The organism is Faecalibacillus sp. MSK20_93, assembly GCF_020589945.1.
In the GTDB taxonomy this organism is placed as follows: domain Bacteria; phylum Bacillota_I; class Bacilli_A; order Erysipelotrichales; family Coprobacillaceae; genus Faecalibacillus; species Faecalibacillus intestinalis.
The window spans coordinates 1-23730 of sequence record NZ_JAJDKA010000025.1 but is presented as its reverse complement, the minus strand read 5'-3'; the positions used below and the strand labels follow the sequence as shown (position 1 = coordinate 23730).

The window sequence follows — 23730 nt, the reverse complement described above, 5'->3', positions numbered from 1 at the left end:
GAGAAAATTGAAATATATAATCTCGATTGTATTTGTAATAATACTTCCTCTATGTTTAGTTGATATTTTAGGACAAGGGTCTCCATATTTTTGTAAGCTTATTAGTCCAATTGGTATGCTTGGACTTTGGGAGCTATTTATTCAGTTATTAGCCCAATTTCAGTATTCAGGCATAGACTAGACGAAGAAAAGTGCATCAGTTGCGGTAATGTGAAAAAGTTTGCCAAATGAATATAGATCCAGTTGAAAATTGTAATCATCTAGAATGCATCAGATGTGGACGATGCAAAAATGCTTGTCCTGTGGATACAATTAGTTGTGGAATAAAAAAATAGAGAGGAGCTTATTAAAAAAGTGATAAAAAACGCAATAGCATACATTACAAGAAAAAAAAATAGAACATTTATTATTTTTGTTATTTTAACAATAGTTCTTTCTTGTTTGTATTCTTGTTTAACAATAATGAAATCAAGCAATGAAATAGAAAAGACTTTATACGAAAGTTCTAATTCTTCAATATCAATAACAAAAAAAGATGGTAAATATTTTAATGTTAATCAATTTAAGGATATTGAAAAATTAAAAGAAATTGAAGAAATAATAATTCAATATGATGGATTAGCAAAACTAAAAGGTGCTAAAGTAGTTAGTGGAGAGCAAAAAATAAATAGAGAAGATTTATCTGATAAATTTAAGAATGTTGTTTCACTCGAAGCTACAAATAATACTAAAAGAAACATTTTATTTAATAGTGAAGTATTTACAATTAAAGAAGGTAAAAATATAGAGAAAAATGATAAAAATTCAATTATTGTTCATGAAGAATTCGCTAAACAAAACAATCTAAAATTAGGTGATGAAGTTGATCTTGAATTACTAGATACTGAAAAAAGTGGAAAAATAAAGAGTCATAAATTTGAAATTATAGGAATATTTTCTGGTAAAAAACAGGAAACATATACAGGTCTATCTTCTGATTTTAGTGAAAATATGGTTTTTGTGGATTATTCAACAAGCCAAGAGATATTAAATAACTTAGAAAATAATAAAATTGCAAATAAAATTTTAATGTATTCTGGTAGTTTAGAATCTACAAACTTAGTCTTAAATAAATTGAAAGAGCTTAAAATTGATGAATCAAAGTATTCCATTGAAAAAGATTCTAATGTATTTGAGGAATCTTTAGAGTCAGTAAGTGGAATAAAACATATAATAAAAGTAATGACTTATTCTATTATGTTAGGAGGAATGATTGTTCTTTCATTAATCTTAGTTCTATGGTTAAGAGAAAGAGTTTATGAAATAGGTATATTTTTATCTATTGGAACATCTAAGATGCAAATTATAATGCAATTTATATTCGAGTTAATATTCATATCGATGCCAAGTATAATATCTTCCTTACTTTTAGGAAATGTGTTACTAAAAGTAATTGTAGATGGATTCATTAACTCAGAGGATTCAATAATTTCCGGTGGAAGTTTAATAAATAATAGTGGTTTTATGTTAAATATAGTAGCACTTGGACAAAGTTATTTAATATTAATAAGTATTATTGTTTTATCAGTTGTATTTGCTTCTTCATTAATATTAATCAAGAAGCCTAAAGAAATATTATCAAAAATAAGTTAGGAGAAAATAATGGATATATTAGAAATAAAGAATGTGGCATATAGTTATGTAAATTCTAAAGAAAAAGTTTTGTCAGGAGTAAATCAAAAATTTGAACTTGGGAAGTTTTATGCGATCGTAGGAAAGTCAGGAACAGGAAAAACTACACTTCTTTCCTTACTTGCTGGACTTGATAAACCTAAAACAGGAAAAATATTGTTTAAGAATGAAGATATACAAAAGAAAGGATATAACAATCATAGAAAAAATAATATATCTTTAGTATTTCAAAACTACAATTTGATAGATTATTTAACACCGATTGAAAATATTAGATTAGTAAACAAATCAGCAGATGAAAGTATCTTGTTTGAGCTAGGTTTAGATAAAAAACAAATAAAAAGAAATGTTATGAAATTATCTGGTGGACAGCAACAAAGAGTAGCTATTGCTAGAGCATTGGTATCAAATGCGCCAATAATACTAGCTGATGAACCTACTGGTAATTTAGACAGTGTTACTGCTGGAGAAATAATTGATATATTAAAGACGTTGGCTAAAGACAAAAATAAATGTGTAATAGTTGTAACACATAGTAAGGAAGTAGCAGATTCTGCGGATATTATTTTAGAACTAAGTGGTAAAAATTTGAAAAAAGTAAATAAAATGAATTTGGAGGTTGAATAATGATAAAAAATGCATTTGCTTATGTAACTAGAAAAAGCTTAAAATCATTAATTATTATGTTAGTTATTTTATCTATGTCAATTTTAAGTTTTATTAGTTTATCTATTAAAGATGCTACGGACAGAGCTTCAAAAGAAACATTGGCTAATATAACAAATAGTTTTTCTATGGAGATAAATAGACAAGTTAATCCAGGAACACCTAGAGGTGGGGGAAATGTAAAAGGTGAAGATATTAAAAAGATATCTCAAACAGATAGTGTAGAATCCTATGTAAAAAGAATAAACAGCGTTGCAGATTTAGTTGATTATGATATTATTGAAACTCAGGAGACTCTTGCGAATCAATCGCCTGAAAGAGCGAAGAATTTCAAAAGAACAGTTATGTTAACTGGGGTTAATGACTCATCAAAAGAAACAAAATTTGTATCAGAAGCATATAAATTAGTAGAAGGAAAGCATTTAGAAAATGAAGATAAAAATAAAATCTTAATGCATAAAGATTTAGCTAAAAAAAATAATCTTAAAGTTGGAGATAAGATAAAATTAAAATCTAATTTATTTGACGCTGATAATGAAAAAGGTGCAGATGAAACAGTAGAAGTAGAAATTAAAGGTCTATTCGATGGGCATAATAGTGGTGGAGTAAGTGCAGCACAGGAACTATACGAAAATACATTAATCACTGATATTGATACGGCCGCTAAAGTTTATGGTAATACAGAAGATACAGCTGTATACCAAGATGCAACATTCTTTGTAAAAGGTGATAAGAATCTTGATAGTGTCATAAAAGATCTTGGGAAATTAGATATAAATTGGAGAGAATATAATTTGATTAAAAGTTCATCAAATTACCCTGCATTACAACAATCTATATCAGGTATCTACTCAATTTCAAATAAATTATTTGTAGGTTCATTAATATTTGCAGGAATTGTAGTTTCATTATTACTATTCTTATGGATGAATGCTAGAAAGAAAGAAATAGCAGTATTACTATCATTAGGTATATCAAAATTAGAAATTTTTGGTCAATTCCTAATTGAGATGATATTTATATCAATCCCCGCATTCGTTGGTTCTTATTTCTTAGCTCAATACACAGCTAGCAAACTTGGAAATAATATATTGAATAAGGTTACTGGTGATATAGCTAAACAAATAGCTAGACAATCTGCATCTAGCCAATTAGGTGGTGGGGCAGAAGCTGAAGGATTTAATAAGACATTATCAAGTTTAGATATAAATGTAGTACCTAAGTTCATAATTTATGTAGTTATATTTATGAGTTTAATACTACTTGTTTCATTGATTGTTTCTTCATTCAATATATTAAGAAGAAACCCAAAAGAATTATTAATTGACGATAATTAAAAGTTTTGGTGCTTTCTAGCACCGAAATTTTTTTGACTTTTAAATATCAAATAATATTCTGTATAATATAAGTGTATAGGCTTAAGTGGAGGTATTTATGAAAATATTAATTGTTGAAGATGATAATATGATCAGAGAGGGAATAAGTGAATATCTTTTGGAATTTGGATATACTGTTATTCAAGCTAAAGATGGAATAGAAGCTTTGTCAAAATTTAATAACGCTATAAATTTGGTTATCTTAGATATTCAGATACCTTTTATAAATGGTTTAGAAGTGTTGAAAGAAATTAGAAAGAAAAGCAATTTACCAATTCTAATCTTGACTGCATTTAGTGATGAAGAATATAAAATTGATGCATTTACTAATTTAGCAGATGGATATATAGAAAAGCCATTTTCATTGCCAGTCTTAAAGGTTAGAATAGATTCTTTGATTAAGAAGAATTATGGACATTTAGAGACGTTTGAATATAAGGATTTATCGGTTAACTTTAATAGCTATACAGCTAAAATAAATGATGAAGAAATAGATGTAAATGCAAAAGAACTAGATGTATTAAAGTGTCTATTGGATAATAATGGACAAGTATTAACTAGAATGCAAATTATTGATTATGTATGGAAAGATAGCGAAGAAATTCCTTACGATCGAGTAATAGACGTATACATAAAAGAACTTAGAAAAAAATTACAATTAGACTGCATAACCACTATAAGAAATGTGGGATATAAATTGGAGATAAAATGAGAAAATGAAAAAATTAAAGATATTTCCCAAAATGTTCATACAAATATTTTCTGTTCTTGGAATAATAATTATATTAGTTCATTTATTAGTTTTCTTTATTTTTCCTAAAACATATTTGGAGACCAGAAAAGAAGAGGTCTATAATAAAGCAAATGAAATTTCTAGTATTATGAATGGAAAAGAAATAAAATATATAGAACAAACCTTGGAACTTTATTCTAAAAGTAGCGAAATAAAGGCATTTATAAAAGAAAGAAATAATAATAATAATAATGAAATAAAAATCAAAGATAATATAGATACTAATTTAGAAAGTAATAGTAATTCTTTGATAATTGAAGAAAGAGAAATAAAGCTTAATGATGGTAAAAAAACATATCTACAATTTGTCTCTACAGCTGATATGCAAAAAGATGCAAAAGATTTAAGTCTTAAATTTTTACCATATTCTTTGTTAATATCAATTTTATTTTCTTCTATTATTTCTTTAATTTATGCAAAATTAATAAAAAACAATATACAAGAAATACAAATTGTTACTGATAAAATGATGAAACTTGATAAAAAAATACGTTTAGAAGTTAGCTCTAATGATGAAGTTGGAGAATTAAAACAACAAATTAATGATTTGTATTCTACTTTATTAAGAACAATTGACGATTTAGAATTTAAAAATAAAGAAATTTTAAAATTAGAAAAGTTAAAATATGACTTTTTTAAAGGTGCATCCCATGAACTTAAAACTCCTCTTGCTAGTCTTAAAATAATACTGGAAAACATGAAATACAATATTGGAAAATATAAAGAGAAAGATATTTATATTAATGAATGCATTGAAATCGTTGATAGTTTAACAAAAAATATTTCTCAAATATTATCAGTTCATTCTATAGAAAATTTGAATAATGATGAAGAATATTTGAAAATAAATGATACATTAGAAGATGTATTAAAAAAGTATGAAATATTAGCACATCAAAAGAAAATAACTGTCAATAATTATATATTAGATGAGAATGTTTATATAGGAAAAACAGCTTTAAAGATTATTTTATCTAATTTGATTAGTAATGCGGTAAAATATACTGATGTAAATGGGGTAATTAATATTGGGATGGTTAATGATTGGTTATATATAGAAAATTCATACGGTAACAATAAAATTTCGAATATGGATGAAATATTTGATGTTAAATTTGATTTAAATAAGGAAAATAGTAATGGATTAGGTTTATATATTGTAAGTAATATTCTGAACAATTACAATATAGAATATAAAGCATTGCAGGATGAAGAATTTTTTATCTTTAAAATTAAAATATTATCTTAAGTAAGATATAATTTTACAATAGTTATTGAAAAATAGAGACTTATTATTAATTGTGGAAATAAAAACTTTTTTCTTATTGAAAGTGAAAAGAAAATAATTGATAAATGATTATTCCACTCTAATTGATCACTTATTCCGATTAGGTTGATCAAGTATTCCGATAGACTTGATCAACTGCTATTTTTCATTAAATTTCGATGGGGTGGATCAATCATTACGATGAACCTGACCATCTAAAAGTTTTGGTTATTAGATATCAGCTAAGGCACTAATACAAAAGTTTACTAAGTTATCCTGTACTCATAAATTGAAAACATAGACTTGCTGAGTTGAATGTTACGCTAGAAAAGTCCATTCAATACGTTGAATAAGTCCACTTTACCAAAATATTGATAAAGTCAAAAGGATTTAATATATTCTTCTTGCAATAATTTCTATATTAAAAATTTGATAGGGACTGTTTATTTTAATATTCTCAAAAAATTAAATAGATAAATAAAAAATATGGGAAAAAACGCATAAAATTGTATGCTATCATACCATCAAGTTATAAATAGATGTGTTCAAAATATTAAAGCATTTATTGTAGCTTAGGTAAACTAAACTCAATCGGTTCAGTTTGCTATCTAAAGTAGTTAATTATTAATGAATAGGTACAAGCTCGTTTTTTAATACTTCTTTAAATTTTTATTACATATAAACCTTATTCATTAAAATATTTATAGAAGGTGATACAACACAAAATAATGAAAGCTTTTAGATTTTAATAGCAATCTAAAAAGCTACCACTCTATAAAACTTAATATTATAAATCGCTTGTTAATCTTAGATAGAGGGTAGGCTTATAAGTTAATATTCTAAAAGTTAAAAATAAGATTATTGTTAAAGATATTTAGATAAAAATTAATTTTGGTACATTGCACAATTATAGATATTATAATCCATTTAATGATCCTAACTCTTAAATTTATAGACAGGTAGCATTCTCCAATAAACATTAAGTGTTTAAATAACAATTCTTATTTAATATTGAGTAGTTGTAAAAAAAAGAATTTAAGTAGAATGAATAATTTATAAAAGAAACAATAGGGTGTATCTATGAGAATATGATATTAGGTATTTTCATTTTAATAATAACTTCCCAAAAAATATTAAAACCTCATAAAAAAGATAATTTTACTGTAAATCATTTCTACACATGCTTAATCATTATATTTTATGCACACATAAATACGTACTTTTATAAATTGGTAACTTAATTCTAAGTAGTTTAAAGAATTATAACTTTTGACTAAAAATAAAATTCATTCTCCTAAATGAAAAACGTAACAATTCCGAATCAAATTTTATAATTTTTTTTCATTTATATAATAAGGAGGCATTTATGATTCATTCAGTAAAAGATTTTGTAGATAAAAAAATGAATAATAAATTAATTTGTTTTAATAATGTTTTAGATGATTATTTATTTTTTTATGATAAAACAAAAAAAGATGATTACTAAGATATACTCAGTAATCATTTTACTGTTTATATAGATAAATTGGAAGGTAGTGTATTTACGCTATTTAATATAGATTTTTGACACTACCAAAATAAAAAGGAAAGTGTTATATGAAAAATCATGTAAAAGTGAAGATTAATGGAATATTAAATAATAGTTTATTTAAGATTACAATGATTGTTCTATGTTGTTTGATATTGTCTACTTCTATTATTAGAACGGATAATTTTATAAATTGTATGTTTAATGGGTTAGTCATTTTTGCTTTATTAATAAATATCTATCATTTACCAATAGTAAATGATTATATAAAGAAGTACAAAAAGAAATGTGGATTTATAATATTATTAATAGCATGCATTGTTTTTGGCTTTTGGTATTATTTTCAAATTGGTGGATTAGTAGGTTTTACGATCATTTGTATTTCCTTTTATTTGATTATATGGGGTATATTAAATACTTATAAAATTAAAGAATTGTTTTACATGTTGTTAAATCTTATATAGATCTAACAATTTTTTTATATGTTGGTGTACATAATTTTCTATGTGCAACTCATTTATGTTTTGTTATAATAGGACAGAAGGTGGTGATTTTATGCCAGTTGGCGTTTTAACAAATGTATGTGCTGTCTTTATTGGTACATTTATCGGAGGATTTATTAAAAAAATATTACCAAAACATCTTATTGAAGAACTTCCAAAAGTATTTGGGATTTGTTCAGTTACGATTGGGATTACTTCTATTTTAAATGTAAAAACATTGCCTATGGTTATTATGGCTATTATTTTAGGTTTTGTTATTGGTGAACTATGTCATTTATATGATCATGTTCATGATATCTTTGCATTTTTATTAGATAAGCTACCTTTTCATATAGAAGGTAATCAAGAAGAATATATGCATCTTTATTTATTAGTTGTTTTGATGTTTTCAATGTCTGGAATGGGATTATTTGGAGCTCTTACAGAAGGAATGTCAGGTGATGCATCTGTTTTAATTTCTAAATCGGTTTTAGATTTTTTTACAGCTGTTTTATTTGGAGCTGCTTTAGGTTATGCACAAAGTTTAATATGTGTTCCACAATTACTTATTTTACTTGCATGTTTCTTTCTGGCAAAAGCAATCTTACCATTTGTAAATTCAACAATGATTGCTGATTTTAAGGCTTGTGGTGGTGTCATTACAATGATTACAGGGTTAACTGTTTCTAAAATATTAGATGTAAGAGCGATGAATCTTGTTCCTGCACTTATTTTAGTCATGCCTTTTGTTGGTCTTTATGCCATGATTTAGGAGAAAATCATGTTAAAACAAGTAACGATACAAGATTTAGAATTACTTTATCATATAGAAACAACCTGTTTTCCTATACAAGATGCAGCAAGTTACCAATCATTAAAAGAAAGATTAGCAGTTTATCATGAAGGATTTGAAATTTTTTATATTGCTCATCAAGCAATCGGTTATATTGGTGGTCTAAGAAATAATGAATGTAATCTACCAGATAGTATGTACGAAAATGCTTTTTTACATCAAGAAAATGGAAAATATCAAATGATTTTTTCAGTCTGTATTTTACCTGAATATAGAGGACATGGTTATGCTAGAGAAATGGTAAAGGAATATGTAGAGAAAAGAAAAAATGATGTAGACGGATTTATTTTGACATGTAAAGATCATCTTATTCCTTTTTATGAAAGTTGCGGTTTTAAATTTGTAAAAGTTTCAGCATCTACTCATGGAAATGCTAAATGGAATGATATGGTAATTGATTGTCGTGGAGAAATATAATATTTCTCTTTTTTTGTACTATTTGTCCAATGACGAAAAGGTTATTTAGGAATAGAATAAGAATATAGAATAAAGGGGAATGAATATGGATCAAATATATAGAGAATATAGTGAAAAATATAAACATATATTGCATTATGCAGGAATCATGAAAAAAGAAAATGTTCTTTTTGAAAATCAAGAAATAATTGTTTTAAAGGATGTTAAAGATTATCAAGATTTTGATTATAGTTATTTTGAAAATTGTGAAATAGAAAAGAGTTGTATTTATCATAAAATTACATATGCTTTAGCTGTTTTAAAAAAAGTAGAAAATGGGATAATTGTTGATCAAATGAAAACTGTAGGTTGGTTAAATACGGTCTTGGATCAACATTATTCCGCATATAAAACAGACCTTTGGTATTTACATAAAGGTAATTGGGATAAGTGCTATTTAGAAGAACATTATGATTTTTTATCAGCGATAGAGGTCTATTTTTATTTATTTGGCAAAGAGGAAACATTTCGATTATTAGAAGATAAAAATCAAGAGCTGGAACATTCTTTAAAAATAATAGAAGAATTAATTAAACAATATCAAAAGGAATGTCAAGACGATCAATATGCTTTATTAAAACACTTTTTAGTATTGATTTTTAGTCAACAGTTAGAAAAAGTAGAAGTAAAACATAAGGAAATTGTTTTCCAATTATTAAAAGAAATCATCGAATTAAAATCAATTGTATTACCTTTATTATTATTGTGTGATTTTTATCAAAAAGATTTTGATGAAGAATGGGCTACTATCTCTAAAGAAGTTGATCGTAATTATTTAAAAGAACAAATAGCCTATATACCTTTTACTGAAAGTGAAGATTATTTAGATTTAAATATTACAGATGTTTTAGTTTATAAAGATAAAATAGAAAAAATACCAGTGGGGTTAATGAAATATTTCAATAATTTGAAAGAAGTATATGATGATTTAAAAGAAAAACAATCATTTAATCAATCTCTTTTAGAAGTAGAAAGAGTAATTTTATTAATGGAAAAAGACTACCAACTTTATCCTTTTGAATCATTTGTTAGTGAATTAAAGATTCATTATTCAAAAGAATATTATATTTTAATGAAATTATTAGAAATAGTTATGAAGGATTGTCAAGAAGCAAAATTAGGAAGAGAAACAGTTAAATTAACTTTATCATTGATGATGAATCAAAAACTAAGATTAAAAATATTTGGTTTTTAAATAGGAAATACTTTGTGCTACAATAAAAGTAGTAGGAGGTATTTTTATGGAAAAAAGATACTATAGTGAATACAGTCAATGTTTAGATAGAAATATGGATTTTATCGTTTATGGACATAGTGGTGTGCCACTTCTTGTCTTTCCAGCACAAGATGGTCATCCTCAAGATTATGAAAATTTTGGAATGGTCGATGTGATCAAAGATAAAATAGAAAATGGTTATGTACAATTGTTTTGTGTCGGAAGCATTGATGAAGAAAGTTATTCTGATGAAATGGGAGACAAAGCACGTCGTAGTTATTTATTAGAACAATTTTATTACTATATTTGTGATGAAATAGTGCCTAGAATAAAAGAAATTAATGGTACAGGAAAGATGATTTATACGACAGGATGTTCTTTAGGAGCAACACATGCAGCAAATATGATGCTTCGAAGACCTGATTTATTTATGGGATGTATTGCTTTAAGTGGATATTATGATACTGATCTTTTCTTTGGGCAATATGTTGATGAAAATATTTATAATAATAGTCCTTTAAAGTACTTAAATGGGATGTCAAGAAATCATCCTTATGTTGATTTATACAATCAAAGACATATTATTCTTTGTTGTGGACAAGGTGCATGGGAAGATGAAATGGTTAAATCAACAGGATTAATGAAGGAAACATTTGATCGTTTAGGTGTCAATGCATGGTGTGACTTTTGGGGAAGCGATGTCAACCATGATTGGCCTTGGTGGCGTAAACAATTACCCTATTTTTTAGGACATATTTTATAAAGGGGGGAAATCGAAATATGAATTTAGTCTTTATCTCACCAAATTTTCCAACATATTATTGGAATTTTTGTAAATCACTTAGAGAAAGAGGTGTTACAGTTTTAGGGATTGGAGATGCACCTTATGATGATTTAGTAAATGAAACAAAGGAAAGCTTAGTAGAATATTATCGTGTCAATAATCTTCAAAATTATGATGAAGTTTATCGTGCAATGGGATTTTTTATTGGGAAATATGGACGCATTGATTATATTGAATCACAAAATGAATTTTGGCTTGAATTAGAAGCTCAGTTAAGAGAAGATTTTAATATTCATCATGGGTTAAGACCAAAAGAATTAGAAGTGATGAAATTTAAATCAAAAATGAAAGATGTTTATAAGAAAGCAAACGTTCCTACAGCAAGATATAAAGTATTTAAAGATGATCAAGAACTTTTAGATTTTTGTAAAGAAGTTGGTTTTCCAATTGTTGTAAAACCAGATAATGGTGTGGGTGCTTCTTCTACATATAAATTAAAAAATAATAAACAAGTTAAGGAATTTTTAAAGAATTGGGATCGAAATATTAGCTTTATTGCAGAAGAATATATTGATGGTCTTGTAGAAACTTTTGATGGTATTACTGATAGTCAAGGAAATATTTTGATTTGTACAAGTCATGTGATGATGGAATCTATTATGGATACGGTCAATGAAGGTGGAGATACTGCTTTTTATGGACAAATTGTTGAAGGTAGTGATATTAAAGAAGTAGGAAGTCGTGTTGTTAAGGCTTTTGACGCTAAACAAAAATTCTTCCATTTTGAATTCTTTAGATTAGGTAAAGATAAAGAGGGTTTAGGAAAAAAAGGAGATCTTGTTGGTTTAGAAGTCAATATGAGAGCACCTGGAGCCTATATTCCAGATATGATGAATTATTCATATAACGCAAATGTCTATGATATTTTTGCGGACATGTTGATTTATGATCGTTGTTTTATTGAACCTAAACAACAATATTGTATTGGATATGCTGGAAGAAGAGACGTTTTAAAATATAAACATCATAGTCAACAAATACGTATGAAATTTAAAGATCAACTTATTTCTCATGAAATTGTACCTGATGCATTAGCAGCGGCAATGGGGAATCAAGTTTATTTATTAAGAGCAAAAAATGAAAAAGAAATTCAAGAAATGATTAAATATGTATTAGAAAAATAGGATTCGTTTTGAATCCTTTTTTATAGTTCATGAACAATTAATAAATATTTCATAAACTCATTATTATGTTATAATAAACATACCAAGGAGGTCATCGTCATGAAAAAAAAGTTTCTAGCATGCATGCTTATCATGATGCTTACAATAACAGGTTGTTCAAGTAAATCAATAACACAAACATTATTTGTTGAAAAAAATAATAAATATGCTTTATGTACATCAGAAGGAGATTTAAAAACAAAGTTTATTTATTCTTCTTATAAAAAGGTAGAAAATGAAGGATACGTAGTCGTTCATGATAAAAAATATGAATATATTTCAACAACTGGTAAAAAATTAATTAAATATAAAAAAGGAACAACATTATCCGTTGTTGAAAATATGATTGTTGCTAAAGATGCTAAAGGCAAGTATACAATTTATGATCAACAAGGGAAGGAATTATATAAAGATAGTAAAAAGGTAAAAATTTATATGTATGATTTACCTGTTATCTATAAGAATAAAAAATATTCTGTTTTAAATAGTGAAGGTGAAGTTGTAACTACTTCTAAAAAAGCAATCAATTATGCTGGAATTTATCATGATTCATTTATTACAGTAGCATATAAAGATAAAACTGTACTTTTTGATACTTCTTCAAATAGTCAAAATGATGAAGAAGGCTTAACTATTAAATTAAAAGGACAATATAAGGTTGTTGCTAATGATTATAAAAAAGGTTTTGTTTTATATGATCAACAACAAATAAACTTAGCTTATGTTAATTTAAAAGGAAAAGTTAAATTTGAAAAAAATGTAGAAGTAGATTCTGTAAAATTCAAAGATTCATCACTTATTTTAAAAAATGAGGATGGTATAAGATTGTTATCTTTAGATGGTAAAAAGGATGTTGTAGCAACAAGTTATTATAAAGATGTAAATAATTATTTATCTAAAAATGCAAGTTATATTTATGGTCCACATAAATTTACTAAAGATGGTAAAGAAAAAGATGTTAAAGGTATTCAGTTAAATCCTAATGTTGTTTCGGTACACGGTCATATTTTCCCAGTATATGTTCAAAATAAAGGATATCAATATTATGGTTTTAATGGTAAAGAAGCAATTAAAACAATTTATAAAGATGCTCAAGATTTTGATCAATATGGAGTGGCGGTTGTTTCTAAAGACGGTGAAAAGTATTATTTAATGAATTCTAAAGGAGAAAAACAATCTAAAAATTATGTAAAGATTGAATCTATTGGAGAAGGATATTATGCAGCCTATGAAACAAATAGTAAGTATGAAATTATTAATACTAAAGGAAAAATAGATATTCATGATTATTTCATGGGTGAAAGTCAAGTTTTTGAATTTGATGATAAAGTTTATGCTTTATTAAATAAAAGTGGAACAACATATTTATATGATATGGAAAAAGGTGAATCTGTATTTTCTCTTGAAGGAGAATATCAATTATATAATGGTAAGTATTTAAGAAAGAAAAATCATAAAGCATATTATGATTTGGAAGGAAATTTAATTTATAAGGGGTAATCTATGGAATATTATATTGTATTATTAGTTTTCTATGCAATTACACTTATCTTTTTAAGATTAGTGTTTGCTGAAATTGAAGGTAAACAAGCAAGAAAGATGTCAAATGTACGTTATTTTTTAAGATACCATTCAAAGTTTGTTTATCGTAATCAGTTTTCAATTATTTTTGTAGCATTTCTTTGTTATATGATTGTTTCTGTGGAAAAAGCATTTTCTACAATGTGGTTTTTACAATTGTTAGGTTTTATTGCGGTAGGAGTTATTAGTGATGCTCTTTCACAAATTGTTTATTATTATTATATTAATTTTCGTTTTAAAAAGGATATTGTTGAAAGTGAAGAATTAAAAAATGAAATAGAACAGGCTGTTTTAAATCAAGGCGAAGAGCTCATGCAACAAACAATTCCTAGTTATGAACCACATAGAATAATTGAAGATTATTTAAATGAGGAAAATCATTTAGCAGTTATATCAGTAGATGGTGGAAATTTTACTTCACAATTTGAAAAATTACCACCAATTACGTATTCTGTAGAATTAAATCCAACAAAAGCAAGAGAAACCTTAGAAGAAAAAGGTGTCAAAGTAACAACTTTTACTTCACAAGGGAAAATGCCTTTTAAAGATGAAAAATTAGATGTTGTTGTTAATGAGTTATCTAATTATGATAAATTTGAAATGTATCGTATTTTAAAACCAGGTGGTTATTTAGTTGTTGATCAATTAGGAAGTGACAATTATAAAGAAATTATTAATATGTTTATTCCGTTTAAATTAAAAGGACAATGGAATAAAGAGGCTTGTCAGTCAACTCTTACAGAGATAGGATTTGATATTGTTGATAGTTATGAAGATGTAGGACATATTCGTTTTCATTCTTTATCAGCAGTTCTTGCTTTTATGAAGAGTATTTCTCCTGAAAGAGTGGAAAAATATGAGCAATTTATGAACTTCTATGCCGATGTATTAAAGAAAATCAAAAAGAACCAATTTTATGAAATTACTACTCATAAATTTATGGTAATAGCAAGAAAAAATGATATGAAACAGGAAAATTAAAAAAATTTCCTGTTTTTTTAATTTATAAATAAAAAAATGTAGTATATATCGACTAAATTTGATTTAAATATGTAAACGCTTTATTTTTTTAGAAAATCTCTAGAAATTCTAAAAATATGATGCTATAATTGTATCATAGAAATTTTTAAGGAGGAGTCATATAATGGCAAAAGAATTATCTTTCGTAGTATCTGATCCAGTTGGATTACATGCTAGACCAGCTACTATCTTAGTAAACCAAGCTAGCAAATTCACTAGCAATATTAAATTAGTTTATAATGATAAAGAAGTAAACTTAAAATCTATCATGGGAGTTATGTCTTTAGGTGTTCCTACTAAAGCTACAGTTACTATCGTAGCTGAAGGTGATGACGAAGAAGATGTAGTTGCTTCAATTGCTAAAGTAATCAAAGAACAAAAAGTTGCTGAATAATAGCATTAATGAAAAGGGAATCAACATGATTCCCTTTTTTTATGCTATAATGAATTTAGAGGTGTAAATCATGGCTAAGAAGTTTAAAACAAATGCGCTTAGAATGTTGGATAAAGCAAAAATTGCTTATTTGATAAAGGAATATGAATATGATGAAGATCATTTAGATGGAAGACATGTAGCAAGTCAGGTAGATATGGTGCCAGAAGCTATTTTTAAAACACTTGTTTTACATGATAACCATAATGAGTATCTTGTATGTTGTGTTCCTGTTTTAGAAGAAATTGATTTAAAAAAGCTTGCTAAATTAGCAGGTAGAAAAAATGTAGAAATGATCCATCAAAAGGACTTATTGCCTGTAACAGGTTATATGCGAGGAGGATGTTCCCCAGTAGGAATGAAAAAACAGTTTCCAACGTATATGGATGAAAGTATTTTAAAAGTTGATGAAGTTGCTTTTTCAGCAGGAAAGCGTGGTTTTCAAATGATTGTCAAGGTTCAAGATATTTTGACATACTTAAATGTCGAAACGGGAGATATTATACGAAAATAATTTGAAAACGGTTACGTTTTTCTATAGTTTTTGACAAAGAGCTTTGATATACTTATATTAAGAGGTGGTAAAAATGAATTATAACGAAAAGTATCAAAAATGGGTTAGTAAAGAAGATTTAGATCCTGCTTTAAAAGCAGAATTATTATCAATGGATGAAACTGCAAAGGAAGATGCATTTTATACAGATGTTGAATTCGGAACAGCAGGGATGAGAGGTATCTTAGGTGCAGGTACAAATAGATTAAATATCTATGTTATTCAAAAAGCAAATGTTGGTTTTGCTAAATACATTGCTTCTTTACCAGAAGGTAAAGAAAGAGGTGTAGCTATTGGATATGATAATAGACATATGTCTTATAAATTTGCGATTGAATCAGCAAAAGTATTAGCAACATATGGTATTAAATCATATATCTTTGAATCATTACGTCCAACACCAGAATTATCATTTGCAGTGCGTTATTTAAAATGTGCTGGTGGTATCATGATTACAGCAAGTCATAATCCAAAAGAACATAATGGATATAAAGTATATGATGATACAGGATGCCAATTATTACCAGAAGCAGCTGATCAAGTTGTACAATATGTAAATGAAGTAGAAGATGAATTAAATATTAAAGTGTTCTCTGATGAAGAAGCTTATCCATATATGACATGGATTGGTGAAGAAGTAGATGAAGCTTATTATAAAGAAGTTATGGCAATTGAAGTTAATCCAGGAATGGATAAAAGTGATTTTAAAATTGTTTTCTCTCCACAACATGGAACATCAAATGTTGCAGTTAGAACATGTCTAACAAGACTTGGATATGATCTTGTGCCAGTATTAGCTCAATGTGCACCAGATCCAGATTTTTCTAATACAAAATCTCCAAACCCAGAAGTTCCAGCATCTTATGAATTAGCTATCAAAAAAGCTAAAGAAGTAGATGCAGATGTTGTAGTTATTACAGATCCAGATGGTGACCGTTTAGGAGTTGTTGCTAAACATAATGGTGAATATGTTTTAATGTCAGGTAACCAATCAGCAGCTGTTTATTTGGAATATATTTTAAGCCAAATGAAAGAAAAAGGAACATTACCTGATAATGCAGTTATGTATAATACAATCGTAACTTCTGATTTAGGTGAATTAGTAGCCAGAAGTTATGGTGTTGATGTAGAAAAAACATTAACTGGATTTAAATTTATTGGTGATAAGATTCGTAAATATGAACAAACTCATGAAAAAACATTTGTATTTGGTTATGAAGAATCTTATGGATGTGTTATTAAAGACTTCGTTAGAGATAAAGATGCAGTGCAAGCTGTTTTAACTGCTGCAGAAGCAGGTAACTTCTATAAAAAACAAGGTAAAGATTTAGTTGATGTTTTAAATGAATTATATGCTAAACATGGTACATTTAAAGAAACTCAAATTGCTTTATCTAAAGCAGGAGCTGCAGGAGCTGCACGTATTAAAGAAATCATGGATAATTTAAGAAAAGATGCACCTCAAGAAATTGGTGGTGTTAAAGTTGTAAAAGTTGAAGACTATGGAAATAGTACTTGTTCTGATGGAACAACCATTCAATTACCAAAATCTAACGTATTAAAATATTACTTAGAAGATGGCTCATGGATTGCAGCAAGACCATCAGGTACAGAACCTAAATGTAAATTCTATTTCTCAATCAAAGGCAGCGATGCTGATGATGCCGCTAGTAAAACAGAAGTATTCCATAAAGCAATGATGGAAATTATTGGTGAATAGAAAATGAAAGAAAAGCAATTCATAAAAAATGAATTGCTTTTTTTATAAAAATGCTAATTAAGTTTATAATTAATTTAGTAGAAGCACTTATTGTTTCTTATTCTTTAAGTCGATTATGTCATGTTAAAAAACAAAATCTCTATTTTGTTTTGAATACATTAATGACCTTTTCTATAGAAATAATAAGTGACTATTTTGATGCGAATTATGCACCATTAGCCATTGCTTATATTATATGTTGGAATATTTTATTATTATTTTTTACTCGAAAAGAATATATATATAATTTATTTATGTGTATATTTAATGAACTCTTAATTACCTTGAGTGCATTGTTACCCTTGATGTTTATAAGTCATTATTATCCATTATTAGCGGCTGTAGAAGCTAAAATCTATTATTTATTATTATCAGTTCTTTTTATAAGATATCAAAAGAGGTATCGTTATTTTATTAATAAATATTGGGTTTTAGTGATGATGAATTTGACAGCTTGTTTATTGATTTTAAATTTACAGGGTAGAATAATCATGGAAGGCAGTTATACATTTAAAACAATTATGACTATTTTCTTGTGTATGTTTGTTGTTTTTTTATCATTAACATTTTTTGCTTTTTTAGAAGAATCTAATAATGAAAAAGAAAAAGTTACAAAACAGTTAGAAGAACGTAAATATCAAAATATTACATATGATATGATGAAAAGGACAAAAGAAGAACTCTATCGTTTAGAACATTCATTAACTTATTATATGTTATCTATAAAAAAATATTTAGAGACACAAAATCAAGATGAAGTATATAAAATCATTGATTCGTATATTGAACGCGTATCTAATGTGAATATTGTCATTTATACAGGAAATGATTTATTTGATTTATCACTTACAACGCATTTGAGTCAAATGTCATCTAAAGTCAATATGTGTATTATGATTAGTAAAGATGAATTTTATAATCATATTCAATTTATTGAATTTGTTTTATCATTGTTAGATTTGATTGAATCAAAAGATGTAAGTTTATTAATAAAAGAAGATGGTTTTGTTAAACTTATACAAATAAGTGCAGAATATGATTTTATTGATGAAAATCAAGTAAAAGAGATTGTGAACCGTGATTATGAATTTGATTGTCATTATCAAATGATAACGGATCAAAATCTACATCTATTAAAAATAAAAATAATTGAACATTTTGAATAAATAAGTGTTATAATTTTTGAGTATTAAAGAGAGGATGAAGATTATGTACGCTAAAAATACTTGGGAAAAGTATAAAGATCAATTAAATGAAGTATTTGATTATAATGAAGGTTATAAACATTATATTTCAAAAAATAAAACTGAACGTGCCTGTGTTAAAGATTCTATTAAATTAGCTGAAGAAAAAGGTTTTAAACCATTAGAATCATTTGATACCTTAAAATCAGGGGACAAGGTTTATGTAACAAATAGAGGAAAAAATATTGCTTTATTTATTATTGGTAAAAAACCTCTTACTGAAGGTATGAGAATTTTAGGGGCTCATATTGATTCACCAAGAATGGATTTAAAACAAAATCCTTTATATGAATCAGAAGGTTTTACTTTAGCTGATACACATTATTATGGTGGAATTAAAAAATACCAATGGGTAACAATTCCTTTATCTTTATATGGTGTTGTTTGTAAAAAAGATGGAACAGTTGTTGATGTTGTCATTGGTGAAGATGAAAATGATCCAGTTGTAGGAATCAGTGATTTATTAATTCATTTATCTGCAGATCAATTAGATAAAAAAGCAGCTAAAGTAATTGAAGGAGAAAACTTAGATGTTACTTTAGGAAATATGCCATTATTTGGTGAAGAAAAAGATGCTGTTAAAGCGAATATTTTAAAATTATTAAAAGAAAAATATGATATTGAAGAAGAAGATTTCGTGTCTGCTGAAATTGAAGTTGTACCAAGTGGTAAAGCAAGAGACTATGGTTTGGATCGTTCAATGGTTGCTGGATATGGTCATGATGATCGTGTTTGTGCTTATACTTCACTTACAGCTATTTTAGATAGTGATGTCAGTGAATATACAAGTTGTGCTATTTTAGTAGATAAAGAAGAAATTGGTTCAGTAGGAGCTACCGGAGCACATTCATTATTCTTTGAAAATACAGTTGCAGAATTATTATTAAAAATGGGAATTGATAGTTTTGTACAAACAAGACTTACAATGTCTCGTTCAAAAATGTTATCAAGTGATGTTTCAGCTGGTGTTGATCCATTATTTGTAAATGTTAATGATAAGAAAAATGCAGCATATCTTGGAAATGGTATTGTTTTTAATAAATATACTGGTTCAAGAGGTAAAAGTGGAAGTAACGATGCTTCTGCAGAATATGTAGCACAAGTGCGTGCAGTGATGGATAATGCTAATATTCACTATCAAACTGCTGAACTTGGACGTGTTGACCAAGGTGGAGGCGGAACAATCGCTTATATCTTAGGTAATTATAATATGGATGTTATTGATGCTGGAATTGCTGTTTTAAATATGCATGCACCAATGGAAATTGTAAGTAAAGTAGATGTTTATGAAACATATCAAGCTTATAAAGCTTTCTTAAAAGATGCTTAAAAAATACTTCATTTTGAAGTATTTTTTATTATCTATTTTTTCATCAATATGATATGATGATTGTGTTGTTAGAAAAGGTAGGTTTTTATGAAAGAAAGAGAACAATTTAAATCAAGAATTGGATTTATTCTGCTTTCTGCAGGATGTGCAATAGGAATAGGAAATGTTTGGAGATTTCCTTATGTAGTAGGAGAAAATGGTGGGGGAATCTTTGTATTGTTCTATTTGTTTTTCCTTCTTTTAATTGGTGTTCCAATATTGAGTATGGAATTTTCAGTTGGTAGAGCAAGTAAAAAGAGTGTTGTTAAATCTTTCCAAGCTTTAGAAAAAACAAATCAAAAATGGCATTTACATGGTTATATGTCATTGGTTGGAAATATTTGTTTAATGATTTTTTATACGACAGTTGCAGGATGGATGTTAAAATATTTTTATAATTTTTTAACAGGACAATTTAATGGTTTAACTACTGCTGATGTACGAAATGTTTTTTCACAAGTACTGGCAAGTCCTTCTATAAATGTTTTTTGGATGATTATTGTTGTAGCGATAGGAATGTTTGTTTGTTCTAAAGGATTACAAAATGGTGTTGAACGTATTACCAAGGTGATGATGACGGGATTATTAGGTTTGATTGTGCTATTAGCTATTCATGGTTTATTATTGGATGGTGGAATGGCAGGGGTTAAGTTTTATTTATATCCTGATTTTCAAAAAATTTCTGAAATTGGTTTGATGAAGGTGATTGTTTCAGCAATGAATCAAGCTTTCTTTACTTTAAGCATTGGAATTGGTTCTATGGCTATTTTTGGAAGTTATTTAAATAAAGATCAAACTTTATTAAAAGAGGCAACGAATGTTGCCATGTTAGATACATTTGTTGCTGTTGTGGCAGGATTAATTATTTTTCCAGCATGTTTTTCTTTTGGGATTAATCCAGATAGTGGACCAAGCTTAATTTTTATTACATTACCTAATGTTTTTGTTTCTATGACTGGTGGTCAAATTTGGGGTGCATTATTTTTCTTATTTATGTCTTTTGCATCACTTTCTACAGTTATTGCTGTTTTTGAAAATATTATTGCTTGTACAATGGAGTTATTAAATATTGAAAGAAAAAAGGCTGTAATCATTAATTTTATTTTAATTACCTTACTTTCATTACCTTGTGCTTTAGGATTCAATGTTTTAAGCAATATTCAACCATTAGGTGCAGGTTCTACAATTTTAGATTTAGAAGATTTTATTGTTAGTCAGTTATTGTTGCCATTAGGCTCACTTGTTTATTTATTATTCTGTACTTCAAAATATGGTTGGGGATTTGAAAATTATCAAAAAGAAGCAAATATTGGTCAAGGAATGAAAGTTCCAAATTGGATGAAATTTTATGTTACAATTATTTTGCCAATTGTTGTTATTTTTGTATTTGTAAATGGAATTATATAGGAGTTTAAAATGAAAGTAAGACGTGCAATCATTAAAGATTTAAAAAGAGTTCAAGATTTATACGGGATTGTCAGTGATGAAATGGCAGGTACTATTTATGATATTATGTGGAGAAGGGATATTTATCCTTCAAAAAAAGAAATCGTCAAAGATATTCGTCATCATGAATTGTATGTTTTAGAAAAGGATAATAAAATTATTGGGGCAATGGTATTAAATCATGAATATGATGAATGCTATAACAAGCTATCATGGCAAATATTTGCGGATGATGATGAAGTCTTAATTTTGCATCGTTTATGTATACATCCTCAATATCGGGGATGTGGAAAATTTCTTATTAAACAAGCTATTGAAATAGCAAAATTCTTAAATCAACAATCGATTCGTTTAGATGTATTATGTACAAATAAGCCAGCAATTTATCTTTATGAAAAATGTGGTTTTTTATTACAAGGATATCAAACAATGGATTATGGGGAACCTGTTGTTGCAGGACTTTATGAAAGACTTATATAAAAAGGTTGTCAATTGACAACCTGTTTTTTTATTCGAATTCATTTTGATTAAAATCTTCAGATGTTTTTGAATACTTGAATCTCATAACTGCTTTATTATTGACAATTGTACCACTTGGTACAGATTTAATAATAAAAGTATTACCACCAATAACAGAGCCTTCACCAACAACAGTATCTCCGCCTAATACACTAGCATTAGAATAAATTGTAACATTATCTTCTATAGTAGGATGTCTTTTAACATTCTTTAAGCTTTGTCCTCCATGAGTAGAAAGAGCACCTAATGTTACTCCTTGATAAATTTGAACATGTTCACCAATCACGGTAGTTTCACCAATAACAATACCTGTTCCATGATCAATCATTAAATACTTACCGAGTGTTGCTCCTGGATGAATATCAATTCCTGTTAAACTATGCGCATGTTCTGTCATAATACGAGGAATTAGTGGAATATTCAATTTATATAATTCATGAGCAATACGATTGACCATAATTGCATAATATCCTGGATAAGAAAGTACGATTTCTGAAATAGAAATAGCGGCTGGATCGCCATCAAATGTTGCTTGTGCATCTGTAGCAAGGTATTCTCTTATTTGGGGAATTGTCTTCAAAAAAGCTAATGTTTTATCTCTTGCTTCCTCTTCTTTACAAGCATCTTTACAGTTTTCACAATAGTCAAAGGCAAGTAAGATTTGATTTTTTAAATCATTATAAATAATTTGAATTTGATCACCTAAATAATATTTAACATAATCACTTTTAAGACCTTTTCTTCCAAAGAAGCCTGGAAAAATAATATCTTGTAAACGTTCAAGAATATCAATGATAATTGTTTTATCAGGCTGTCTAATTGTATCGACCTTAGAAATATCATTGTGTTTTTGATAACTTTCAACAATATCATCAATAACAGTATCTAACTTCATAGTTAACCTCCATTTTTATTATAAATATAGTATCAAAAAATAGGATTATGTTCAAATTATTGAATAATAAAATATAAAAATGTATACAATCTTTATTGACAAAGAAGAAATGATAGTATATAGTTAAATCATACTAAATCCATAGGAATAAGGAGAAGTAAATATGAGCAAAGTAAAAAACAGTTTTTTAGACCTAGTAGGGAATACACCACTAGTAAGAGTAAACAACTTAATCAAGAAAGATGAATTGAAAGCAGATGTACTCGCAAAACTAGAATACTTCAATCCCGCGGGATCGGTCAAAGACAGAATTGCAAAAGAAATGATCCAAGATGCACTAGAAAAAGGATTGATCAATGAAAATACAACATTGATTGAACCAACAAGTGGAAATACAGGAATTGGACTATCAGCCGTAGCGACAGCATTGAATCTAAAGATCATTATTACAATGCCAGAAACAATGTCGGTAGAAAGAAGAAATCTTATGAAGGCATATGGAGCAGAATTAGTCTTAACACCAGGAAGTGAAGGAATGAAGGGAGCAATCGCCAAAGCAAAAGAATTGGCATCACAAATCGAAAACAGCTTCATTC

Annotated in this window: 23 protein-coding genes; 22 read left to right on the top strand and 1 reads right to left on the bottom strand. The window is 27.3% G+C overall.

Annotated elements, in window-relative coordinates; translation table 11 throughout:
• Positions 1-227: 227 nt before the first annotated feature.
• From LJD34_RS08730 to LJD34_RS08630, 21 genes are all read left to right on the top strand, one after another.
• The gene (locus tag LJD34_RS08730) at positions 228-335 is read left to right on the top strand and encodes a 4Fe-4S binding protein (protein ID WP_227352146.1); all 108 of its coding nucleotides are present in this window, start codon (positions 228-230) and stop codon (positions 333-335) included.
• A gap of 19 nt (positions 336-354) precedes the next feature.
• Entirely contained in the window at positions 355-1632 is a 1278-nt protein-coding gene (locus tag LJD34_RS08725) for an ABC transporter permease (RefSeq protein WP_175301936.1), read from the top strand.
• Between the two features lie 9 nt (positions 1633-1641).
• Positions 1642-2298, top strand: coding sequence for an ABC transporter ATP-binding protein (locus tag LJD34_RS08720; RefSeq protein ID WP_032089901.1), 657 nt, complete (start codon positions 1642-1644; stop codon positions 2296-2298).
• Positions 2298-3674: an ABC transporter permease gene (locus LJD34_RS08715; protein ID WP_227359648.1), complete on the top strand. Its 1377-nt coding sequence runs from the start codon at positions 2298-2300 to the stop codon at positions 3672-3674. The genes LJD34_RS08720 and LJD34_RS08715 overlap by 1 nt, the downstream gene beginning before the upstream one ends.
• 97 nt (positions 3675-3771) lie before the next feature.
• The gene (locus LJD34_RS08710; protein WP_032089903.1) at positions 3772-4425 is read left to right on the top strand and encodes a response regulator transcription factor; all 654 of its coding nucleotides are present in this window, start codon (positions 3772-3774) and stop codon (positions 4423-4425) included.
• 4 nt (positions 4426-4429) lie between these two features.
• Complete coding sequence (locus tag LJD34_RS08705; protein WP_227359647.1) at positions 4430-5755, top strand: histidine kinase dimerization/phospho-acceptor domain-containing protein; 1326 nt, start codon at positions 4430-4432, stop codon at positions 5753-5755.
• 1614 nt (positions 5756-7369) lie between these two features.
• A complete protein-coding gene (locus tag LJD34_RS08700) occupies positions 7370-7765 on the top strand; it encodes a hypothetical protein (RefSeq protein ID WP_227359646.1) in 396 nt (131 codons plus the stop codon).
• A gap of 91 nt (positions 7766-7856) precedes the next feature.
• Positions 7857-8555 carry a DUF554 domain-containing protein gene (locus LJD34_RS08695; protein ID WP_032089906.1) on the top strand — a complete coding sequence of 233 codons (699 nt, stop codon included), beginning with the start codon at positions 7857-7859 and terminating at the stop codon, positions 8553-8555.
• A 9-nt stretch (positions 8556-8564) separates the two neighbouring features.
• The gene (locus tag LJD34_RS08690) at positions 8565-9053 is read left to right on the top strand and encodes a GNAT family N-acetyltransferase (protein ID WP_227359645.1); all 489 of its coding nucleotides are present in this window, start codon (positions 8565-8567) and stop codon (positions 9051-9053) included.
• An 85-nt stretch (positions 9054-9138) separates the two neighbouring features.
• Positions 9139-10287, top strand: a complete 1149-nt coding sequence (locus LJD34_RS08685; RefSeq protein WP_227359644.1) for a hypothetical protein — start codon at positions 9139-9141, stop codon at positions 10285-10287.
• 46 nt (positions 10288-10333) lie between these two features.
• Positions 10334-11071: an esterase family protein gene (locus LJD34_RS08680; RefSeq protein ID WP_032089909.1), complete on the top strand. Its 738-nt coding sequence runs from the start codon at positions 10334-10336 to the stop codon at positions 11069-11071.
• Positions 11072-11088: 17 nt separating this feature from the next.
• Positions 11089-12276 (top strand): ATP-grasp domain-containing protein, encoded by a 1188-nt coding sequence (locus LJD34_RS08675; protein ID WP_227359643.1) that lies wholly within the window; start codon positions 11089-11091, stop codon positions 12274-12276.
• 99 nt (positions 12277-12375) lie between these two features.
• The gene (locus tag LJD34_RS08670; RefSeq protein WP_227359642.1) at positions 12376-13815 is read left to right on the top strand and encodes a hypothetical protein; all 1440 of its coding nucleotides are present in this window, start codon (positions 12376-12378) and stop codon (positions 13813-13815) included.
• Positions 13816-13818: 3 nt separating this feature from the next.
• Positions 13819-14877 carry a class I SAM-dependent methyltransferase gene (locus LJD34_RS08665; RefSeq protein WP_227359641.1) on the top strand — a complete coding sequence of 353 codons (1059 nt, stop codon included), beginning with the start codon at positions 13819-13821 and terminating at the stop codon, positions 14875-14877.
• 163 nt (positions 14878-15040) lie between these two features.
• Positions 15041-15310: a phosphocarrier protein HPr gene (locus tag LJD34_RS08660; protein WP_032089913.1), complete on the top strand. Its 270-nt coding sequence runs from the start codon at positions 15041-15043 to the stop codon at positions 15308-15310.
• Between the two features lie 70 nt (positions 15311-15380).
• Positions 15381-15863 carry a Cys-tRNA(Pro) deacylase gene (gene ybaK / locus LJD34_RS08655; RefSeq protein WP_032089914.1) on the top strand — a complete coding sequence of 161 codons (483 nt, stop codon included), beginning with the start codon at positions 15381-15383 and terminating at the stop codon, positions 15861-15863.
• Positions 15864-15936: 73 nt separating this feature from the next.
• On the top strand, positions 15937-17622 hold the full coding sequence (locus tag LJD34_RS08650) for a phospho-sugar mutase (protein ID WP_227359640.1): 1686 nt from the start codon (positions 15937-15939) through the stop codon (positions 17620-17622).
• Between the two features lie 50 nt (positions 17623-17672).
• On the top strand, positions 17673-18827 hold the full coding sequence (locus LJD34_RS08645; protein ID WP_227359639.1) for a hypothetical protein: 1155 nt from the start codon (positions 17673-17675) through the stop codon (positions 18825-18827).
• A 43-nt stretch (positions 18828-18870) separates the two neighbouring features.
• A complete protein-coding gene (locus tag LJD34_RS08640; RefSeq protein ID WP_227359638.1) occupies positions 18871-20235 on the top strand; it encodes an aminopeptidase in 1365 nt (454 codons plus the stop codon).
• An 87-nt stretch (positions 20236-20322) separates the two neighbouring features.
• Positions 20323-21681 carry a sodium-dependent transporter gene (locus tag LJD34_RS08635; protein WP_227359637.1) on the top strand — a complete coding sequence of 453 codons (1359 nt, stop codon included), beginning with the start codon at positions 20323-20325 and terminating at the stop codon, positions 21679-21681.
• Positions 21682-21690: 9 nt separating this feature from the next.
• Positions 21691-22200 carry a GNAT family N-acetyltransferase gene (locus LJD34_RS08630; RefSeq protein WP_227359636.1) on the top strand — a complete coding sequence of 170 codons (510 nt, stop codon included), beginning with the start codon at positions 21691-21693 and terminating at the stop codon, positions 22198-22200.
• Positions 22201-22228: 28 nt separating this feature from the next.
• Here the strand turns inward: LJD34_RS08630 and LJD34_RS08625 are convergent, their stop codons facing one another.
• On the bottom strand, positions 22229-23134 hold the full coding sequence (locus LJD34_RS08625) for a serine O-acetyltransferase (protein WP_032089919.1): 906 nt from the start codon (positions 23132-23134) through the stop codon (positions 22229-22231).
• A gap of 163 nt (positions 23135-23297) precedes the next feature.
• On the opposite strand from LJD34_RS08625, the gene LJD34_RS08620 reads away from it, so the two are divergent.
• Positions 23298-23730: PLP-dependent cysteine synthase family protein (locus LJD34_RS08620; protein WP_227359635.1), on the top strand; the 433-nt coding region annotated here is incomplete at its 3' end.